General features: G+C 64.2%; 17 protein-coding genes, 1 pseudogene and 1 riboswitch. Of the genes and pseudogenes, 12 read left to right on the top strand and 6 right to left on the bottom strand.

Annotation, left to right across the window (positions count from 1 at the left end; all coding sequences use genetic code 11):
- Position 1 precedes the first annotated feature (1 nt).
- Genes imuA' through JGU71_RS06425 form a run of 3 tightly spaced genes read left to right on the top strand, consistent with a single transcriptional unit; the run spans position 2 to position 3,151 of the window.
- Positions 2-784 carry a DnaE2-dependent mutagenesis accessory factor ImuA' gene (gene imuA' / locus JGU71_RS06435; protein WP_233528807.1) on the top strand — a complete coding sequence of 261 codons (783 nt, stop codon included), beginning with the start codon at positions 2-4 and terminating at the stop codon, positions 782-784.
- Entirely contained in the window at positions 781-2,361 is a 1,581-nt protein-coding gene (locus JGU71_RS06430; protein ID WP_199703194.1) for a DNA polymerase Y family protein, read from the top strand. Before imuA' ends, JGU71_RS06430 begins: the two co-directional genes overlap by 4 nt.
- A 28-nt stretch (positions 2,362-2,389) precedes the next feature.
- Entirely contained in the window at positions 2,390-3,151 is a 762-nt protein-coding gene (locus tag JGU71_RS06425) for an alpha/beta fold hydrolase (protein WP_199703193.1), read from the top strand.
- 4 nt (positions 3,152-3,155) lie between these two features.
- Here JGU71_RS06425 and JGU71_RS06420 read toward each other — a convergent pair whose 3' ends face one another.
- Entirely contained in the window at positions 3,156-4,001 is an 846-nt protein-coding gene (locus JGU71_RS06420; RefSeq protein ID WP_199703192.1) for a helix-turn-helix domain-containing protein, read from the bottom strand.
- A 23-nt stretch (positions 4,002-4,024) separates the two neighbouring features.
- Here JGU71_RS06420 and JGU71_RS06415 point away from each other — a divergent pair, with 23 nt between their 5' ends.
- Together JGU71_RS06415 and JGU71_RS06410 are read left to right on the top strand one after the other, a co-directional pair.
- Complete coding sequence (locus JGU71_RS06415; RefSeq protein ID WP_199703191.1) at positions 4,025-4,600, top strand: YdeI/OmpD-associated family protein; 576 nt, start codon at positions 4,025-4,027, stop codon at positions 4,598-4,600.
- Complete coding sequence (locus tag JGU71_RS06410; protein WP_307829529.1) at positions 4,600-5,517, top strand: ferredoxin family protein; 918 nt, start codon at positions 4,600-4,602, stop codon at positions 5,515-5,517. Before JGU71_RS06415 ends, JGU71_RS06410 begins: the two co-directional genes overlap by 1 nt.
- Positions 5,518-5,664: 147 nt before the next feature.
- On the opposite strand, the pseudogene JGU71_RS06405 reads toward JGU71_RS06410, so the two are convergent.
- Positions 5,665-6,588, bottom strand: a pseudogene (locus tag JGU71_RS06405) (SDR family NAD(P)-dependent oxidoreductase); the annotation flags it as partial.
- 192 nt (positions 6,589-6,780) lie between these two features.
- Here JGU71_RS06405 and JGU71_RS06400 point away from each other — a divergent pair.
- A complete protein-coding gene (locus JGU71_RS06400) occupies positions 6,781-10,089 on the top strand; it encodes an error-prone DNA polymerase (protein WP_199703189.1) in 3,309 nt (1,102 codons plus the stop codon).
- Positions 10,090-10,107: 18 nt separating this feature from the next.
- On the top strand, positions 10,108-11,067 hold the full coding sequence (locus JGU71_RS06395) for a DUF4349 domain-containing protein (RefSeq protein WP_233528806.1): 960 nt from the start codon (positions 10,108-10,110) through the stop codon (positions 11,065-11,067).
- A gap of 8 nt (positions 11,068-11,075) precedes the next feature.
- Here the strand turns inward: JGU71_RS06395 and JGU71_RS06390 are convergent, their stop codons facing one another.
- Positions 11,076-11,540: a tRNA (cytidine(34)-2'-O)-methyltransferase gene (locus JGU71_RS06390; RefSeq protein WP_199703188.1), complete on the bottom strand. Its 465-nt coding sequence runs from the start codon at positions 11,538-11,540 to the stop codon at positions 11,076-11,078.
- 33 nt (positions 11,541-11,573) lie between these two features.
- On the opposite strand from JGU71_RS06390, the gene JGU71_RS06385 reads away from it, so the two are divergent.
- The 3 genes from JGU71_RS06385 to JGU71_RS06375 all read left to right on the top strand — a co-directional run bounded on the left by JGU71_RS06385 (position 11,574) and on the right by JGU71_RS06375 (position 13,366).
- On the top strand, positions 11,574-12,179 hold the full coding sequence (locus JGU71_RS06385) for a pentapeptide repeat-containing protein (RefSeq protein WP_199703187.1): 606 nt from the start codon (positions 11,574-11,576) through the stop codon (positions 12,177-12,179).
- Positions 12,180-12,216: 37 nt separating this feature from the next.
- Positions 12,217-13,056 carry a bifunctional methylenetetrahydrofolate dehydrogenase/methenyltetrahydrofolate cyclohydrolase gene (locus tag JGU71_RS06380; protein WP_199703186.1) on the top strand — a complete coding sequence of 280 codons (840 nt, stop codon included), beginning with the start codon at positions 12,217-12,219 and terminating at the stop codon, positions 13,054-13,056.
- A 64-nt stretch (positions 13,057-13,120) separates the two neighbouring features.
- Positions 13,121-13,366 carry a DUF3017 domain-containing protein gene (locus JGU71_RS06375; protein WP_199703607.1) on the top strand — a complete coding sequence of 82 codons (246 nt, stop codon included), beginning with the start codon at positions 13,121-13,123 and terminating at the stop codon, positions 13,364-13,366.
- 10 nt (positions 13,367-13,376) lie between these two features.
- Here JGU71_RS06375 and metX read toward each other — a convergent pair whose 3' ends face one another.
- Positions 13,377-14,510, bottom strand: a complete 1,134-nt coding sequence (metX, locus tag JGU71_RS06370) for a homoserine O-acetyltransferase MetX (RefSeq protein WP_199703185.1) — start codon at positions 14,508-14,510, stop codon at positions 13,377-13,379.
- A 2-nt stretch (positions 14,511-14,512) separates the two neighbouring features.
- Positions 14,513-15,808: a bifunctional o-acetylhomoserine/o-acetylserine sulfhydrylase gene (locus tag JGU71_RS06365; RefSeq protein ID WP_199703184.1), complete on the bottom strand. Its 1,296-nt coding sequence runs from the start codon at positions 15,806-15,808 to the stop codon at positions 14,513-14,515.
- Positions 15,809-15,888: 80 nt separating this feature from the next.
- A riboswitch (SAM riboswitch) is annotated at positions 15,889-15,998 on the bottom strand.
- 212 nt (positions 15,999-16,210) lie between these two features.
- Between JGU71_RS06365 and JGU71_RS06360 the strand changes: the two genes are divergently transcribed.
- Together JGU71_RS06360 and JGU71_RS06355 are read left to right on the top strand one after the other, a co-directional pair.
- Positions 16,211-17,434 carry an NADP-dependent isocitrate dehydrogenase gene (locus JGU71_RS06360; RefSeq protein WP_199703183.1) on the top strand — a complete coding sequence of 408 codons (1,224 nt, stop codon included), beginning with the start codon at positions 16,211-16,213 and terminating at the stop codon, positions 17,432-17,434.
- Positions 17,435-17,502: 68 nt separating this feature from the next.
- A complete protein-coding gene (locus JGU71_RS06355; RefSeq protein ID WP_372433113.1) occupies positions 17,503-18,717 on the top strand; it encodes an MFS transporter in 1,215 nt (404 codons plus the stop codon).
- A gap of 4 nt (positions 18,718-18,721) precedes the next feature.
- Here the strand turns inward: JGU71_RS06355 and ephH are convergent, their stop codons facing one another.
- Positions 18,722-19,546, bottom strand: coding sequence for an epoxide hydrolase EphH (ephH, locus tag JGU71_RS06350; protein WP_307829528.1), 825 nt, complete (start codon positions 19,544-19,546; stop codon positions 18,722-18,724).
- Between the last annotated feature and the right edge of the window lie 9 nt (positions 19,547-19,555).

Here is a 19,555-nt window from a genome sequence, read left to right as displayed (position 1 = left end):
GTTGAGTATTTCAGTTGCCGGCACAGTCCAATCGCCCGGTTCCGAACTTGCCGGGTTGTCACGGCAGGAGCGGTTGGACCAGCTTCGACGGCAGATAGCTGCCGTTCCGGTCCGCGGCGAAGCGGTGATCGAGCAGTGCCCGACGGAATCCGGTGCTGCCGCTGCGGAGATCCTGCAAGTCCCGAGCGCGCTTGCCGGCTTGCTTCCACGCGGTGGTCTGGCTCGCGGCTCGGTGGTGTCGTATTCGGGCGCGAGTTCGCTGCTGCTCGGGTTGCTTGCCTCGGTCACCGCAGACGGCGGCCACGCGGTCGTGATCGGTCGGCCTCGGTTGGGTCTGCTCGCGGCGGCCGAGATGGGCGCGCACCTCGGCCGTATCGCTTTGATACCCGAACCGGGACCCGATCCTGTCGAAGTGGCTGCTGTGCTGCTCGACGGTATGGATCTTGTCGTACTCGGCTTGAGCGGTGCCGCTGTGTCGCCGTCACGGGCACGGGCCGTCGTCGCACGTGCCCGAAGCAAGGGCTCCACCCTGCTTGTGACCGATGGCGATTGGGGAGGTGCCGAGTTGCGACTCGATGCAAAGGTTGTCGGTTACGGCGGGCTCGGCAAGGGCACGGGTCGCCTGTGTTCGTTGCAATTGGCAGTACGCGCTCAGGGCAAGGCCTTCGGTACGACGACCGCCCGGCTCGATCTACAGCCGGCCCGCGGTGGTGTGGAGTGGGTTGCGCAGGCAGGCGCACCTGTCATCTCGTTCACCCGGCTGCCCGAAGCTGTATCGCAATGACCCGCGACTCGTCGTCTCGGGTGCTTGCACTCTGGTGCCCGGATTGGCCCGCGATCGCCGCCGCCGTCGCGACGGACGTCTCACCCGTTGCCGCGGTTGCGGTCACTCTCGCCAACAGGGTCGTCGCCTGTACGGCAACCGCGAGGGCCGAGGGCGTCACACGTGGCCTGCGACGTCGCGAGGCACAGGGGCGCTGCCCGGAACTGCACGTCGTCGGTGCGGACCCCGACCGGGATGCCAGGCTGTTCGAGCCGGTCGCCGCGGCGGTGGCTGCAGTCGCTCCCGGTGTCGAAGTGCTCAGGCCTGGACTGCTTGTGTTGTCGGCGCGAGGGGTCGCCAGGTACTTCGGTTCCGAACAGGCAGCAGCCGAACGGCTCGTCGACGAAGTATCCGCTGTCGGTGTCGAGAGTCAGATCGGTGTTGCCGACGAACTGTCCACCGCGGTGATTGCGGCTCGCAGAGCAGCGCTCGTTCCACGTGGCGGTGGTGCGAGCTTTCTCGCTCCCCTTGCCGTGAAGGAGTTGGCGGCAGAGCCTTCCCTTGCTGCTGCCGAACGATCCGAACTCGTAGATCTGTTGCATCGCTTGGGTTTACGTACTATCGGCGACTTCGCTGCGTTGTCGACCGTCGATGTCGCTTCCCGTTTCGGGACCGATGCCGTCCTTGCGCATCGCAGTGCGCGTGGCGAACCCGAACGTCCGCCGTCGGCTCGGGTGCTGCCACCGGATCTCGACGTCGAGCAGCAGTGCGATCCACCGATCGATCGAGTGGACGCTGCCGCGTTCGCCGGCCGCTCGCTCGCCGAGCAGTTGCACGTCAAATTGGCCGCGGCAGCCGTGGCGTGCACCAGATTGCTCGTGCAGGCAAGCACCGGAAACGGTGAGCACCTGTCGCGGACATGGCGCTGTGCAGAACCTTTGACACCGGAGGGCACCGCGGATCGAGTGCGTTGGCAGCTGGACGGCTGGCTGACCGGTCGTAGCGAGGCGAAGCCGACGGCAGGCATCACGATCTTGCGGTTGGAACCGGTCGAAGTCGTTGCCGCAGGCGCACTCCAGCTCGGACTCTGGGGTGGGGTCGGCGAAGACGACGAGCGCGCTCGTCGAGCGTTGGTCCGCGTGCAAGGTCTGCTCGGTGGCGAGGCGGTACAGATCGGGGTGCTCAGCGGTGGACGAGGGCCGAGCGAGCGGATCACCATGGTCCCGCTCGGCGACGAACTGGTCCCCGAAGCGGATCCGAATGCGCCGTGGCCCGGCCGATTACCGCAGCCTGCACCCGCGGCAGTGCTTGGCAGCAGGCCCGAAGTCGCGCTGGAAGACAGCTCCGGTGCCTCCGTATACGTGACAGAGCGTGGTGTTTTCAGTTCCGTCCCATACCGATTGCGTTGGGGCACGAGGACATGGCAGTTGCAAGGCTGGGCGGGTCCGTGGTCGGTCGACGAGCGCTGGTGGGATCGCGCAACAGGACACGATGCTGCTCGGGCGCAGGTTCTGCTCGGGGGAGGCAGCGCGGAACAGAAGGCTTTGCTGCTGGTGTGCCACGACCGGAGTTGGAGCGTGGAGGGGGTTTACGAATAGCACCTTCGAGCGTCGATAGGCTCGACGGGTGGAGCTGACACGAACGAAGGTGACGTTGGACGGTGTGAACATCGCCTATCGGGATTCAGCGACATCGGGATCGATCGATCCTGTGCCGGTAATGCTCGTGCACGGCATGGGCGGTGACGGTCATACCTGGGATCAGTTCGCCCAAGCACTGCTCGAGCGTGGTCGACGTGTGATCATTCCGGACCTTCGCGGCCATGGCCGCAGCGCGCACACGCCGTCCTATCTGTTCGACGAGTTCGGCGACGATCTCCGCCGGCTGTGCGACGACCTCGATGTGACACGAATCGACCTGGTCGGACACTCGCTCGGCGGATACGCCTGCTCGCGGGTCGCGCAGGACCGGCCGGAACTGGTCCGTCGTCTGGTCGTCGAAGAGTCGCCGCTACCGCTGCGTCCAGGTGACCCGCCGATGTCGCTGACCGGGCGCTTCCCGACGCTGCCAGAGCTGTGGCACGCCGGAACAAGCGTCATTCGGCATCCGCGTGCGGTGCTGGCTTTCGACAGATCGATGACATCGACTGCCCTCGCGCAGTTCAGAAAGCCGAATCCGGTGTGGTGGGAGCGGCTGTCCGGCATCGAAGCGAGGACGTTGGTGCTGGTCGGCGGCCCCGGTGGCATGGTCGACCCCGTCAAGTTGACGGCGTTCGCCGAGCTGCTCCCGGATTCTCGCGTCGTCAGATACAAAACTGGGCACAGCATTCACCGCGACAACTACCGACAGTTCGAAGCCGATGTCCTGCCCTTCCTGATGGCCGAGTAGGGGTTCAGCCCCGCGGCACCCAGTTGCCCGTTTCGCGGACGTAGGTCGCGGGTGGTGTGCCGACCGCTGCGGTCCACGCTCGAATGAGATGGGCCTGATCGCTGAAGCCGAGCTGATCGGCGAGCTCAGCCCACACCACCGGACCGCTGTGCGCACGTTCGGAAGCATCGAGCAGTCGGCGGCGCTGGATCACCCATTTCGGAGCGACGCCGACGTAGTCGATGAACAGCCGTTGTAGTGTGCGAGCACTGGTGCCTGCCAGCGCCGCGACCTGATCGACTCGATGGATGCTCGTGTCGGTCTCGATTCTCGACACGATCGCATCGACCTCGTCGACCATCGGATCCGGTTCCGGCGCAATCAGTTCCAGATAGTCTTCGACCCCTTTCGTCATCGCCTCGCGATCCTCTTCGGCAAGACCCCGGGCGGCGACGGGGGCGTCGTCGTGCGGCCAGAGTTCGCCTGCCGGAACAACTTTGCCTTCCAGCGCCCCGACGCTCGACCCGAGTAGTGGACGAAAACCGCCGGCGCGGAAAGCAACTCCGATCACCTGACCCGATGTGGTGAACGTCCGATAGAACGGCTCGCGGCTCACCCCCTGTACGCGGAGCCGACCGGCTTCGGCAGCGAGGTGAATCTTGGGTTGCGGCAGCACCTGCTGCCGGTGCACATCGGAGATCGTCCAGCGAACGATCCAGAGGTAGTCGACGAACGGGGCGAGCGACTCCCTCGGATGGTGACGGGTCAGATCGAGCAGCGGCGCGGCAAGATCGGGTCGCAGAATGGCACTGGGTTCCCCACGTGGATCAGCACCTGACACCGCTGCATTGGACACATCGTCACGAGCCATTTCGCAGATTCTAGAGTGGAGCCATGACACAACCGGAGAAGACGATCGAGTTCTTCACCGACCAGGCTGCCTTTCGGGATTGGCTGGCGCGCAATCACACCCTGCAGAAGGGGATCTGGATCAAGTTCGCCAAGAAGGGCACCGGGTACGCGTCGTTGAACTACGACGGTGCTCTCGATGTCGCGTTGTGTTTCGGCTGGATCGACGGCCAGGTCAAACGGATCGACGACGAGTTCTACATGCAGAGTTTCACACCTCGCCGGGCTCGCAGTCCTTGGTCGAAACGCAACTGCGGCAAGGTCGAGGAATTGATCGCACAGGGGCTGATGCAACCGCCAGGGCAGGCAGAGATCGATCGCGCGAAGGCAGACGGCCGCTGGGACCGCGCCTACGAGGGTCAGGCTGCTGCGGAGCTACCGAAGGACTTTCTCGACGAACTTGCGAAAAACCCTGCCGCACAAGCTTTTTTCGACACCCTGAACAAGCAGAACCAGTACGCGGTGCACTTTCGTCTGCACGATGCGACCGTCCCCGCCACGCGCGCCCGCAGAATTGCGAAGTACGTCGAGATGTTCGCCAACGGCGAGAAGTTTCACTAGTGACTGCCGAAACTACGGGCGCGGATGCTGTTGCGGCACTGACTTGTTCGGCCGCCTCCGCGATCGACGAACCACTTCCCGGCACCGCTGCCACCGTCACGACGTGGTTGTGTGTCGAGCAGCCGGGAGCGTGGGGTCGCGATGTGCTCGGTGACGCTGTACTCGGCACCGAGTTGTCGGCCGAGTTGGCTCGTGCGACCACCGCGGCGAAGGTGCGACTGATGCTCGTCCGAAGACCAGGCAGAACGGCACGTCGCGACACCCGAACCGTGCTGCTCGTCAACTCCGGGCCGGAGAATCCCTGGTGTGAACAACTGGAGATCGCCGACCTCGACGAACTTCTGAACCTGGACCTGGCAGCTCTGAGCGGGCCTGCACCGGGGATCGGAACGGCAGTCGCCAACCCGGTCGTCCTCGTCTGCGCGCATGCCAAACGCGATCAGTGTTGCGCGCTGTACGGCCGCCCGATCGCAGCACAACTCGGCAAGCTGTATCCCGATGCGGTGTGGGAGTGCTCGCACACCGGCGGGCATCGCTTCGCGCCCTCGATGATCATGTTGCCGACCGGCTACACCTACGGTCGACTCGATACCACTGCAAGTGCGGCCGTAGTTGCCGCAGCCTTCGCCGGGGTCGTCGCGATCGACGGCCTTCGCGGCCGAAGTGTCTACTCGCCTGCCGCGCAGGCTGCCGAAATTGCGGTCCGGGAACGCATCGAGGCAGGTCCGGCGGAGCTCTCGGTGCTAGAGGCGGACGGGACGATCATCGTCTCGCACATCGACGGTCGTAGTTGGCGAGTGGCCACGGCATCCCGATCCTTGCCCGCTCGACCCGCAAGTTGCGGCGCGGCGCCGAAACCCGTCGAGGCCGTTTCGGTGGTCTCGTTGACCGAGCTGCCGGTCGCGAAAGAAAGTTGAAAAAGGTTGTAACGCTTTCACGGGGTCGGCCGAATACATAGATAGCCTCGCCGGCAGACCCCCGACCCGCCGGCGGGGCTTCCTAATGCCCGGACCCTGATGTCCGGACCCGTTTCTTGCGTGGTCCCAGTTCGGAAGCTTTTGTCGCTATGTTCCAGGCATTAGACGAATCAGCCGCCGAGCCCCTTTCGCTGCGAGCCGACTGGATCGAGTCGAGTTCGTCCGCCGTACGTGCGACTTTGCCTCGGGGTCCTTTGCCTCGGTGTCCTTCGCTTCCACGACCAGGCCTTTCGCCGCGGGGGAGTCGGGGTAACGCCGATAGAACTGGTGCATCGCGCGCTCTTTGAGCCGGGGGGTGATGAGCGAGCCGATCTGAGCCAGAGTGCCGAACGGAACATCGATGCGCTTGGGCTTGCTGACCAGCGCCCGGACCACAGTTGCGGCCGCCCACTCGATACTCGCCGGTGGTACAGCGTTGCGTGATCCGCTCGGGGCGATCATCGGCGTATCGACGAGTGGCATGTGGATGGTGGTGAAGGTGATCCTGTCGGCAAGGGTTTCGGATGCGGTGATCTCGGTGAACATGTCGAGCGCGGCTTTGCTGGACAGGTATGCCGCAAAGCGTGGCGTGCTGAACTGCACTCCCGCGCTGCTGATGTTGACGATGTGCCCGGATTTTCGTTCGCGCATGTGGGGTAGTAGCGCAAGAACCATACGCACAGCGCCGAAGTAGTTGACCGCCATCGTGCGTTCGAAGTCGTGCAGGCGATCGGTCGAGCGGTAGACGGATCGTCGGATCGAGCGACCCGCGTTGTTGACGAGCATGTCGACGTGGCCGTGCTCGCTGAGAATCGCAGCAACGGTGGTGTCGACCGCGACGGAATCGGTGACATCGCAGCGGTAGGCGAATGCGCGCCCGCCGGTTGCCTCGATCTCGGATACGACGACGTCGAGTTCTTCTGCTCGGCGTGCGAGGAGGAAGACGGTTGCGCCCTCTGCGGCGACGGCCGCGGCCGAGGCTCTACCGATGCCCGATGAGGCTCCTGTGATGATGACGTGCCGGTCGGCCAGTGCTGACATGTGGAGGCTCCTAGGATCGGCTCGAGTCGACGGTGACCCGAACTTACTCAACAGTAAGTTCCGAACCCCGCAGTCGTCAATGCTCCAGTCCGACGCGGCGACGCAGACCTATCATTCAGCGCGCCGCAGACTTGTCGGTGGTCGAATGTACGTTCGAGGAATGTTCTTCGAAACGACCAGCTGATGGGCTGGAATCACGGATCGGGCTGGAACTCCGGTCCACCGACCTGGTCGGAATTGGAACGAGTGCTGTCCGGCAGGCCAGGCAGGACCAACCCGGAGGCGATGTATCCGGGCGACGGCGGCGACAGTCCGGCGTGGTCGCGCAAGCGCGGCGAGTATCAGGGGGCGCCGATCGATTCGGTCGCCGGACCCACGGTGCCGTACGCGGAGCTGCACGCGCATTCGGCGTACAGCTTCCTCGACGGCGCCAGCCATCCCGAGGAACTTGTCGAGGAGGCTGTTCGACTCGGTCTGGAAGCTATCGCGATCACCGATCACGACGGCTTCTACGGGGTCGTCCGGTTTGCCGAAGCGGCCAAAGAGCTGAATATGAAGACGGTGTTCGGGTCCGAACTGTCGTTGGATACCACCGACGCCCGTACCGGTTCGCCGGATCCCGACGGCACACACCTGCTTGTGCTCGCCCGCGGCCAAGAAGGTTATCGACGCCTCTCTCGTGCAATCGCAACCGCACATCTGGCGGGTGGTGAGAAAGGGAAGTTGCACTACGACTACGACGCGCTGACGGAGGCGGCCGGTGGGCACTGGCAAATCTTGACCGGCTGCCGAAAAGGTCATGTCCGCAAGGCTTTGACGCAAGGAGGAGCCGAAGCGGCAGGCGCTGCGCTTTTCGATCTCGTCGAACGGTTCGGCAAGGATCGTGTGGTCGTCGAATTGACCCATCACGGCATACCCGAGGACGACGAACGCAATGCCGTTCTCGCAACCATTGCCAGGCAACAGCAGCTGCAGGTGATCGCTACAACGGGAGCGCATTTCGCCGCGCCACGCAGTCGCAGGCTTGCCATGGCGATGGCCGCGGTGCGGGCGAGGCAGAGCTTGGACGAGGCAGCCGGCTGGCTCGCGCCGACCGGCGGCGCGCATCTGCGATCAGGTGCCGAGATGGCCAGGCTGCTGCATGCCCATCCCGAAGCGGTCGGCAATGCGGCAGACCTCGGACGTGAGTGTGCATTCGACCTGAAGCTGATCGCCCCGCAGCTGCCACCGTTCGACGTCCCGGCCGGCCATACCGAGAACAGCTGGCTACGCGAATTGGCGATGACGGGTGCCCGTAGGCGCTACGGCACCCCGGAGCGACAACCGAAGGCCTATCGGCAGATCGAGCACGAGTTGAAAACCATCGGCGAGCTGAACTTTCCCGGTTACTTCCTTGTCGTGCACGACATCGTGTCGTTCTGCAAGAACAACGACATCCTGTGTCAGGGGCGAGGTTCGGCCGCCAACTCGGCCGTCTGCTACGCGATCGGGATCACCAATGTCGATCCGGTCAACAACGAACTGCTCTTCGAACGGTTCCTTTCGCAGGAGCGAGACGGTCCACCGGACATCGATGTCGACATCGAATCGGACCGGCGGGAAGAGGCAATTCAGCACGTCTACAACAAGTACGGCCGCGCGTATGCGGCACAGGTAGCCAATGTCATCACCTATCGAGGTAAGTCGTCGGTTCGGGATATGGCTCGCGCGCTTGGTTTTTCGCAAGGCCAACAGGACGCGTGGAGCAAACAGGTGAACCGTTGGAGTGGCATAGGCAAGGAGGTCGACACGGATATCCCCGCCGCGGTCCTCGAACTGGCGGAACAGATCGAAGGATTCCCTCGACATCTCGGTATCCATTCGGGCGGCATGGTGATCTGTGACCGCCCGATCGCAGACGTCTGCCCGGTCGAATGGGCGCGGATGGCGAATCGAAGTGTCCTGCAGTGGGACAAAGACGACTGTGCCGCAGTGGGATTGGTCAAATTCGACATGCTCGGCCTCGGCATGCTCTCGGCGTTGCACTACATGATCGACCTTGTCGCCGAGTTCAAGGGCATCGAGGTGGATCTGTCCAGGCTCGATCTCACCGAAGCGGCCGTCTACGAGATGCTGCAACGTGCCGACTCGGTCGGTGTGTTCCAGGTCGAATCTCGCGCACAGATGGCGACCCTGCCCCGGCTCAAACCGCGAACGTTCTACGACCTCGTCGTCGAGGTGGCTCTGATTCGGCCAGGGCCGATCCAGGGCGGCTCGGTGCACCCGTACATCCGCAGGCACAACGGTCTGGAACCGGTGACCTACGACCACCCTGCGTTGAAGAACTCGCTCGAACGAACGAAAGGTGTTCCGCTCTTCCAGGAGCAGCTGATGCAGATGGCCATTGACGTCGCGGGATTCTCCCCAGCCGAAGCCGATCAACTCCGACGCGCGATGGGATCCAAGCGGTCACCGGAAAAGATGGAGCAGCTCAGAGGCAGGTTGTTCGACGGTATGCGGGAATTGCACGGCATCACAGGCAATGTCGCCGACCGGATCTACGAGAAGCTCTACGCGTTCGCCAATTTCGGCTTCCCGGAAAGTCATTCGCAGAGTTTCGCCTCGCTGGTGTTCTATTCCTCGTGGTTCAAGCTGCACCACCCTGCGGCGTTCTGCGCGGGTCTGTTGCGAGCGCAACCGATGGGCTTCTATTCCCCGCAATCGCTTGTCGCGGATGCTCGTCGCCACGGTGTGGTCGTGCACGGTCCCGATATCAATGCCAGTCGCGCCGAGGCGACCCTCGAGGAGAAAGGCATGGTGGTGCGGCTCGGTCTCGCTGCAGTTCGCCATATCGGCACCGAACTCGCAGAACGGATCGTCGCTGCTCGCGAATCGGGTCCGTACTCGTCGTTTCTCGACCTCACCGGCCGAGTCGAGCTGAGTACCGCGCAAGCCGAAGCGCTGGCAACCGGCGGCGCACTCGGCAGCCTCGGCATCACTCGCCGAGAGGCGCTGTGGGCGGCGGGTGCCGCAGCCGGCGAGCGACCCGATCGGCTGCCGGGTATCGGCGCATCGACACACTCCCCGGCACTGCCAGGCATGAGTGATCTGGAACTGTCCGCGGCCGATGTGTGGGCGACAGGGGTATCGCCAGGCAAGTACCCGACCGAGTTTCTACGGCCGCAGTTGGACGCCCTCGGAGTCGTCACAGCCGATCGGCTACTGGCCGTTCCCGACGGCGATCGTGTGTTGGTCGGGGGAGCGGTGACGCACCGGCAACGTCCTGCGACGGCTGCGGGAGTCACCTTCATCAATCTCGAAGACGAGACGGGGATGGTCAACGTCGTCTGCTCGGTCGGGCTGTGGGCGAAGTATCGGAAGCTGGCGCAGTTGGCTCCTGCGCTGCTGGTCCGCGGGAAGGTGCAGAACGCAGAGGGGGCTGTGACCGTGGTAGCCGACCGATTACAACGGATGGATCTGCGAATAGCCGCTAAGTCTCGGGACTTTCGATGATTCCGCTACCCTGCGTTCATGAAGCGCCTATTGCTCGCGATGTTCGTCGCGATGAGCTTTCTGCTGCTTGCCTGTGGGGACGACTCCAAGAGCGACTCCTCGAACGATACCGACGCCTCATCGCCCGGTGCGCTGATGGATTCGGCGCCGCCGCTCGCCGCGCCCGCCAACCCCGCCGAGAGCAGCATGGAAACCCAGATGAAGGCGCCGCCAGGTGCCGACCAGGCAACGCGGAAGGAAATCACAACGGGCAGTGTGAATGTCACCGCCTCGGATCCGATCGATGCCGCCCGCAAAGTCGCCGACCGCGTGACGTCGCTGGATGGGCGAATCGACGACCGAACCGAGCAGCCAGGTACCGACAACTACACGAAACCGCGTGCGACGCTTACGGTTCGAGTTCCCTCGGACAAGACGGATCAACTGATCGACGATCTGCAGGACTTCGGCAAGGTCACGAGCATCTCGGTCAGCAAAAGCGATGTCACGCTGCAATACGAAGATGTCGACGCCCGGATCAAGGCACTACAGACCTCGGTCGACCGGCTGCGCGCGCTGATCGCCGGCGCGACCAACACCGCCGACCTGATCGAAGCCGAGAACGCGCTGTCGAACCGTCAGGCCGAGTTGGACGGTCTGACCGCACAGAAGCGCGCTCTCGACGACCAGATCGAACTATCGACGCTCACAATCGAATTCGCGACAGAAGATGCACCGCCACCCGGAGAGGACCCAGGTCCGGACAACTTCTGGGACGGTATCGTCGCAGGCTGGAATTCCCTCCTGGACGCGATCGGTGCGGTCGTGGTCTTCATCGGCAAGGCGATCCCGTGGCTCGGCTTCCTCGCGGTCGTCGGGGCTGTGATCTGGATCGGCTGGCGGGTGCTCGGGCGCACCCGTCGATCCGGGCGGCAGCAACCACAGCCACACCCCGAGCCGACCCGCGAGCACGAGGAAGTCCCTGCTGCAGACAAGTGACCTGTGCGCTAGACCCCACCGCCGAAGTCGTTCTGGCGCCACGCCTCGTACAGGGCGACCGACGCTGCGTTCGCAAGATTGAGCGAGCGTCGCCCCGCCAGCATCGGAATCCGCAGCTGCTCGGTGACGTGTGGGTCGTTGAGGACCTCGTCCGACAGCCCGGTCGGCTCGGGACCGAACAGCAGAACGTCGCCGGGCAGGTAGGCGATATCGGCGTAGGACGTCGTCGCATGGGCCGTGAAGGCGTACACCCGTTCAGGTTGTAGCGCTGCCCACGCCGACGGCAGGTCCTCGTGCACGGTCACCGACGCGAGGTCGTGGTAGTCGAGCCCGGCGCGGCGCAGCTTGGGCTCGGACATGTCGAAGCCGAGCGGACCTACCAGATGCAGTTCGCACCCGGTGCCTGCACTCAAGCGAATGGCGTTACCGGTGTTGGGTGGGATGCGGGGCTCGTGGAACATCAGTCGAAACACCCGACCAGCCTGTCAGAGGCGGAAAATGGAGTTATGGCTAGCGTCGATTTCGAGGAGTTCGTCGACGAGGACTATTCCGAAGCGCAGTTGTCGGAGCAGCGACTGTCCGATCGGCACTACACCCGCTGCTCCTTTCGCGACGCCGACCTGTCCGGACTGACAACCGAACGTGTCGTGTTCACCGAGTGCGACTTCACCGGCGCGGACCTCGGTAGTTCCGTCCACGTCGCATCGGCGTTCAGATCGTGCACGTTCACGGGAACCACACTGTGGCACGGCACGTTTCGTGGCTGCTCGATGCTGGGATCGGTGTTCGAGCGGTGTCGAATGCGGCCGATCGTGCTCGAGGAGGTCGACTTCTCGCTGGCATCGCTCGGCGGCGCCGATCTACGGAAAGTGGACCTCAGCGATTGCCGGTTTCGCGAGGCGAGCCTGGTGCAGGCGGACTTTCGCGGCGCATCCCTGCACTCGGTCGATCTGACCGGCGCCCGCACGATCGGTCTGAAGTTGGACAACGCCGATCTGCGTGGAGCTCGGATGGATGCACAACTGTGGATGTCGGCCAAGGTCGACGGTGCACGAATCGAACTGACGCAAGCGGTCGCCTACGCGCGTGCGAACGGCCTGATCGTCGAGTAGCGCGGGATCCGCAACGCGAGTCTGAAACAATGGCGTTGTGATTCTCCTTGACGGCAAAGCGACCCGTGACGAAATCTTCGAGGACCTGACCAAACGAGTTGCATTGCTGCGGGAGCGTGGAATCACGCCCGGCCTCGGCACGGTGCTGGTCGGCGACGATCCTGGCTCGGCAACGTACGTACGTCTCAAGCACAGCGACTGCGCGAAGGTCGGCATCAATTCGATCCGCCGCGACCTGCCTGCCGACGTGAGCCAGGCGCAACTCGACGACACCATCGACGAACTGAACGCAGATCCGGCCTGCACGGGCTACATCGTCCAGGTTCCGCTGCCGAAGCACCTCGACGAGAACGCCGCGTTGGAACGGATCGATCCCGACAAGGACGCCGACGGCCTGCATCCGGTCAACCTCGGCCGTCTGGTGCTCGGCAAGGAGTCGGCGTTGCCATGCACTCCGCGCGGTGTGCTGCACCTGCTGCGGCGCTACGACGTGCCGATCGCCGGAGCGAACGTTGTGATCGTCGGTCGCGGCATCACCGTCGGTCGTCCGTTGGGCCTGCTGCTGACCAGACGATCCGAGAACGCGACAGTGACGCTGTGCCACACCGGAACTCGTGATCTCGCTGCCGAAGTACGTCGTGCCGACATCGTGGTTGCGGCAGCGGGCGTACCGGGATTGATCACCAAGGACATGGTCCGGCCGGGCGCTGCGGTCATCGACGTCGGCGCGACCCGTGGTCCCGACGGAAGGGTTGGCGATCTCGCGGTCGACGTCGCCGACGTTGCGGGATTCCTTTCACCGAACCCGGGTGGTGTCGGACCGCTCACCCGCGCATTCCTGCTGTCCAACGTCGTCGAGCGGGCCGAACAGGAATGACGAGCAAGTGACGAGCCGGACTGGCCGCAGCCGCATCGTGCTGTACGTCCGCTGCCACCTCCCGATGGTGGTGGTCGTCGCGGTCGTCACACTTGCCGTCGTGTTCATCCTGTCCGAACGGTGGCGGCGCGGAGCATTGGTGTTCGGCTCAGCGACCCTGCTCGGCGCTGCGTTTCGGCTGTGCCTACCGACCGATCGGGTCGGGCTGCTCGCAGTCAGGGGTCGATGGTTCGATGTCGGCGCAATGACAGCGGTTGGCGCGGCAATCGTGCTGCTTGCTGCATCGATCGATCCGCTCGGCACGGGCTAACGACGAAAACCTAACCTCGGCGCGCGAGTTCCATCGTCTCGTCGAGCAACGTCGCGACTGCTGTGGCTTCGGTGAGGAAGCCGTCGTGACCGTCCTTCGAATGCACGATCTCCAGCCCACGACAACCCGGTAGAAGATCTGCGAGTTCCTGCTGCGTCCGCAGCGGGTACAGGCGATCGGAGTCGACACCGCCGACCACACACGGCACGTGTGTCGCACGAAGTGCTGCTTCGACGCCACCTCGGTTGCGACCGACGTCGTGTCGGTTCATCGCCTCGGTCAACAAGACGTAGGTCGCGGGATCGAACCGTGCGATCAGCTTCTCGGCCTGATGCTCTAGGTAACTTTCGACCGCGTAACGCCCACCCTCCCAGGGGTTTTCGCCCTCCTGCGAGAAGTTCTCGAAACGATGGTCGAGTTCGAACTCGGTCCGGTAGGTCAGATGTGCGATGCGGCGGGCGATGCCGATGCCCGTCGTCGGAGTGCGGCCGGTGCCGTGATAGTCGCCGCCCTGCCAGTCCGGGTCGGCCTGAATCGCTGCGATCTGGGTCGTCTGTGTGCCGATCTGGTCGGCAGTCGCGCGAGCCCCGACGGCAAGCACAAGCGCGGAGGACACGCGGTCGGGCGCGCCGACCATCCACTCCAACACACGCATGCCGCCCATGGATCCGCCGACGACCGATGCGAGCCGGTCGACACCGAACGCATCGGCAAGAGCGATTTCGGCGGTGACCTGATCGCGGATCGAGATTTCGGGGAAACGGGAACCCCACACCTTGCCGTCCGGTGCGATCGAACCCGGGCCCGTGGTGCCGCGGCAGCCGCCGAGCACGTTGGTTGCAACGACGCACCATTCGTCGGTGTCGATCGGTGCGCCTGGCCCGACCATGCCGTTCCACCAACCGGGTGAAGGATGCTCGGAGTTCGCGGGACCGGTGATGTGTGAATCACCGGTCAGCGCGTGCTCGACGAGCACGATGTTGTCCTTGTTCGGAGACAGCGCGCCCCAGCGTTGGACCGCGAGGGTGACCTCGGGAATCACTGCGCCGCTTTCGAGTACGACCTCGCCGATCGACACGCTGCCGAGCCGCCCGTCCGGAGGCGGCAGAACCGCCTCCGGACGTGCTGCTCGAGATTTACTCACTGTCAAGATGCTGCCGCCGTCAGCCCAACCTCGAGGTCGGCAAGAATGTCGGCGATACCTTCGATGCCGACTGCCAGACGGACGAGACCAGGGGTGACGCCCGATGCGAGCTGTTCCTCGGGAGTCAGCTGCGAGTGGGTCGTCGAAGCCGGGTGGATCACCAGTGAACGCACGTCACCGATGTTAGCGACATGGCTGTGCAGCGTGAGCGCGTTGACGAAACGCTTGCCCGCGTCGACGCCACCGGCCACCTCGAATGCCACGATCGCGCCTGCGCCCTTCGGCGCGAGCTTCTGTCCGAGCTCGTACCACGGCGACGACGGCAGGCCCGCGTAGGCAACGGACGTCACCTCAGGACGGGCTTCGAGGAACTCGGCGACCGCCTTGGCGTTCTGCACATGACGCTCTACCCGCAGGCTCAAGGTCTCGATACCCTGGCTGATCAGGAAGGCGTTGAACGGCGATATTGCCGCACCGAGGTCGCGGAGCAACTGGACGCGGGCTTTCAAAGCAAAGGCCGGCGCGCCGAGATCGGCGAACACGACACCGTGGTAGCTGGGATCGGGTGTCGTGAAGCCGGGGAAGCGACCCTGAGTCCAGTCGAACGTGCCGCCGTCGACGATGACCCCGCCGATGGCCGTGCCGTGACCGCCGAGGTACTTCGTCGCGGAGTGCACGACGATGTCGGCGCCGTGCTTCAGCGGCTGGATCAGGTACGGCGTCGCGACGGTGTTGTCGACGATGAGCGGGATACCCGACTCGTGCGCGACAGCCGAGACACCGGGGATGTCGAAGATGTCGTTCTTCGGGTTCGAGATCGTTTCACCGAAGAAGGCCTTCGTGTTCGGGCGGATGGCGGCGCGCCACTGCTCGAGGTCGTCCGGATCTTCGACGAACGACACCTCGATGCCGAGCTTGGGCAGCGAGTAGTGGAAGAGGTTGTAGGTGCCGCCGTAGAGGCGAGGGCTCGACACGATGTGGTCGCCGGCACCTGCGATGTTCAGGATCGAGTAGGTCTCGGCGGCCTGACCCGATGCGACGAGCAGTGCTGCGACGCCGCCTTCGAGTGCCGCGACGCGCTGTTCGACGGCATCCTGAGTCGGGTTCATGATGCGGGTGTAGATGTTGCCCGGCTCGGCAAGTCCGAAGAGGGCTGCGGCGTGGTCGGTGTTGTTGAACGTGTACGACGTGGTCTGGTAGATCGGCAGTGCGCGCGCGTTGGTCGTGCCGTCGGGGACCTGGCCGACGTGAACTTGCTTGGTCTCGAAAGACCATTCGGGCGCAACGGATTCAGTCATGGGAACTCCAGAGAAAGGTAATGGGAATGCGGGGCGGGGATGGGGTCTATCCGCTACAGCAACACATTTTGAAACCTCCTACGGCGCGCTTGCTCTCGACTGTCGAGGGCCTTGTCATCACCCGGGGCACCCCGCCGCGAAGGAGGGTTGCCGACCAGCGAGCCGGGGCTTGTCGCTGATGCTCGTGACCTGGCGAACATCGTATATGTCCGCTCCGAAGAATCGAACTACCGGGGTTGGCAGATTGTGTTCCAACGCGGACGGCCGTCATGTTTAGCATTGATCGACACGCTGACAGGCGCAGCCGTATACGTTGACTGTTGATGCCGCGAACGCACTCACAAGGTGCGTTCGCGGCCGCAGCACCGAGGGAAGACCTTCTCAGGAGGACGCGAAACACCCATGTCGAAGATCAAGGTAGAAGGCACCGTCGTCGAACTCGACGGCGACGAGATGACGCGGATCATCTGGCAGTTCATCAAAGAAAAGCTGATCCATCCTTATCTCGACGTGAACCTCGAGTACTACGACCTCGGCATCGAACATCGAGACGAGACCGACGATCAGGTGACGGTCGACGCCGCCAACGCCATCAAGAAGCACGGTGTCGGCGTCAAGTGCGCGACCATCACTCCCGACGAAGACCGGGTCGAGGAATTCGGCCTCAAGAAGATGTGGCGTTCACCCAACGGCACAATTCGAAATATTCTGGGCGGCACAATCTTCCGTGCGCCGATCATCATCTCCAACGTGCCGCGGTTGGTCCCTGGCTGGACGAAGCCGATCATCATCGGTCGCCACGCTTTCGGCGACCAATACCGGGCGACCGACTTCAAAGTCCCGGGCCCCGGCACGGTCACCATCACCTACACACCCGACAACGGCGACGAACCGATCCAGCACGAGCTGGTGCACTTCACAGAGGAAAGCCTCGGCGGAGTCGTGCAGGGGCAGTACAACTTCAATCAGTCGATCATCGACTTCGCGCGGGCCTCGCTGAATTACGGCCTGCAGCAGAACTATCCGGTGTATCTGTCCACGAAGAACACGATCCTCAAGGCGTACGACGGCCAGTTCAAGGACACGTTCCAGGACATCTACGAAAAAGAGTTCAAGGCCGAATTCGACGCCGCCGGACTGACTTACGAACACCGTCTCATCGACGACATGGTTGCGTCGTCGATGAAGTGGGAGGGCGGCTACGTCTGGGCTTGTAAGAACTACGACGGCGACGTGCAGTCCGATACGGTCGCCCAGGGCTTCGGCTCGCTCGGTCTGATGACTTCGGTGCTGCTGACCCCGGACGGCAAGACCTGCGAGGCCGAAGCGGCGCACGGTACGGTCACGCGGCACTATCGGCAGCATCAGGCCGGCAAGCCCACTTCGACGAATCCGATCGCATCGATCTTCGCGTGGACCCGTGGACTGGAGCACCGCGGCAAACTCGACGGCACGCCCGACGTGATCGGCTTCGCGCAGGCGCTGGAAGACGTTGTCATCACCACCGTCGAGGGCGGTCAGATGACGAAGGACCTCGCACTGCTCGTCGGCGGCGATCAGGGTTATCTGACGACAGAGGAGTTCCTCGGCGCCCTCGACGAGAACCTGCAGAAGGCTTTGCGCTGATCGGCCAGTGACCGACTTCACCGCCCCGGCGGGATGATTTCCGCCCGTGGCGACGGTTGTACGCAAGCGTGCCTACTTCGACCGCGCCTCGTGCTGATTCCGATCGCACCAGCTCGCCCCACCCGGCTACCCGCCGCTGGGCGATGCTCGCCCTCGCCATGGGTGGGTTCGGTATCGGCACCACCGAGTTCGTGGCAATGGGCCTACTTCCCGACATCGCGTCGGGCATCGGCGTATCCGAGCCGACTGCCGGCCACGTCATTTCCGCGTACGCGCTCGGTGTTGTCGTCGGCGCACCGCTCCTCGCAGCCGCCACGGCACGGCTCCCGCGAAAAATGGTCCTCATCGGCTTGATGGTCGCCTTCACCATCGGCAACGCCGCCACCGTGTTCGCGCCGAGCTACGAGTGGCTGATGGTCTCGCGCTTCGTCGCAGGCTTGCCACACGGTGCGTATTTCGGCGTCGCATCCCTTGCCGCCGCGTCACTCGTTCCCGCTGGACAGCGAGCCAAGGCTGTCGCGACGGTGATGCTCGGCCTCAGCGTCGCGAACGTCGTCGGGGTCCCGGCCGCCGCGGCTTTGGGTCAGCATTTCGGCTGGCGCAGCGCCTTTACGATCGTCACCGTCATCGGCGTTGCCACGGTCGGCGCGCTGCTGCGTTGGGTTCCCGACCTGCACGGGGTCGCGGTGACGAATCCGATCACCGAACTCGGCGCGCTGCGTCGCTCCCAGGTGTGGTTGACCCTTGCAGTCGGCACGGTCGGCTTCGGTGGCATGTTCGCGGTCTACACCTACGTCAGCACCACGCTGACCGATGTGGCCGGCTTGCCGATCGCCTGGGTCCCGGTGGTTCTGATGGTCTACGGCGTCGGGATGGTCGTCGGCAACATCGTCGGCGGCATCCTTGCCGACAAAGCGTTGATTCCCAGCCTCTTCGCGTTGCTGGCAACGATGGCCATCGTGCTCGCACTGTTCGTCGCTGCAGCGCACAACCCGTACACCGCAGTTGTCGGCGTGTTCGCCATCGGTGCGGCGGGAGCCGCCTTGGTCCCCGGGCTGCAAACCCGACTGATGGACGTGGCGGCAGATGCACAATCACTGGCCGCCGCGCTCAACCACGCCGCGCTCAACATCGCCAACGCAGCGGGCGCGTGGCTCGGCGGCATCGTCATCGCCGCGGGTCTCGGCTATACCGCGCCGGCAGCAGTCGGAGCGATGCTTGCCATCGCTGGATTGTTCGTACTCGGCGTCTCGGTTCTTGCACAGCGCCGGACGGCCGCCTGAGCTGCTAGACCGCTCGCAGGTGCGGCCGATAGGCCGCGACATGTTCCGAGATCAGCGCGGCCACCTTCTCCGGTGCCTCCAACTGAGGGCAGTGACCGACGCCTTTCATCGTGACTCGGTCGGCGACCGGCGGGAGTTCGTCGATGAACATGCTCCCGTAGCGGCGCATGGGGATGATGCGGTCGTACTCGCACAGCAGTAGCCGGGTCGGCACCTTCACATCGGCAAGTCCGGTAACTCCGCCACCCTTCAGGCCGGACCACAGCACGGGCAGAAATGCTCTGCAGTTCGACGCGGCGAGAATCATCGCTTCGGCGTCCCGCGGTTCGACGGTCTTCGCCTCTTTGCTCACCAGGGGCAGGAAAGCGCGGTGTACGAGGCGATTTCGGGCCGCGAAGCCGCCGACGAGTTTGCCGATCCCGACGAGCGGACCGAGTGAAAGAAACTTGAGACCGACCAGGATGGCGTCCGGGCTCAGATGACGCCAGCCGCCAGCTGGAGCCACAGCGGTCAGGGTGCGCGCGCGACCACGACGTTCGAGTTCGAAACCGACCCAACCGCCGAGCGAGTTGCCGACGATATGGCAGGTGCTCCAGCCGAGTTCGTCGAGTTGGTTCTCAACGGCGTCGGCGATGGCGGAGGCGCTGGCATCCCAGCCGTTGAGGCGAGGCCCACCCCAGTGACCCGCGAAGGCAGGTGCGAAGACCTCGTAGGACTCGGCCAATCGCTCGGCGACACCGCGCCAGACATGAGGGGAGAGCATAAAGGGCTGCAGGAGCAGGACCGGCTCACCGGATCCCAGGTGGAGCGCTGCGGTCGGCTGAGTCACGCGGGAGGA

Source organism: Antrihabitans stalagmiti (assembly GCF_016482825.1).
GTDB lineage: Bacteria > Actinomycetota > Actinomycetes > Mycobacteriales > Mycobacteriaceae > Antrihabitans > Antrihabitans stalagmiti.
Note: the sequence above shows the minus strand (reverse complement) of the source record. Positions and strands in the feature narration are given on the sequence as shown.

What these genes read in the sequence shown, in the direction of transcription:
- JGU71_RS06395 (WP_233528806.1), top strand. Translation starts at nt 10,108, where the DNA reads ATGAAGCGCCTATTGCTCGCGATGTTCGTCGCGATGAGCTTTCTGCTG.
- JGU71_RS06430 (WP_199703194.1), top strand. Translation starts at nt 781, where the DNA reads ATGACCCGCGACTCGTCGTCTCGGGTGCTTGCACTCTGGTGCCCGGAT.
- JGU71_RS06365 (WP_199703184.1), bottom strand. Translation starts at nt 15,808, where the DNA reads ATGACTGAATCCGTTGCGCCCGAATGGTCTTTCGAGACCAAGCAAGTT.
- JGU71_RS06400 (WP_199703189.1), top strand. Translation starts at nt 6,781, where the DNA reads ATGGGCTGGAATCACGGATCGGGCTGGAACTCCGGTCCACCGACCTGG.
- JGU71_RS06415 (WP_199703191.1), top strand. Translation starts at nt 4,025, where the DNA reads ATGACACAACCGGAGAAGACGATCGAGTTCTTCACCGACCAGGCTGCC.
- JGU71_RS06375 (WP_199703607.1), top strand. Translation starts at nt 13,121, where the DNA reads ATGGTGGTGGTCGTCGCGGTCGTCACACTTGCCGTCGTGTTCATCCTG.
- JGU71_RS06385 (WP_199703187.1), top strand. Translation starts at nt 11,574, where the DNA reads ATGGCTAGCGTCGATTTCGAGGAGTTCGTCGACGAGGACTATTCCGAA.
- JGU71_RS06420 (WP_199703192.1), bottom strand. Translation starts at nt 4,001, where the DNA reads ATGGCTCGTGACGATGTGTCCAATGCAGCGGTGTCAGGTGCTGATCCA.
- JGU71_RS06360 (WP_199703183.1), top strand. Translation starts at nt 16,211, where the DNA reads ATGTCGAAGATCAAGGTAGAAGGCACCGTCGTCGAACTCGACGGCGAC.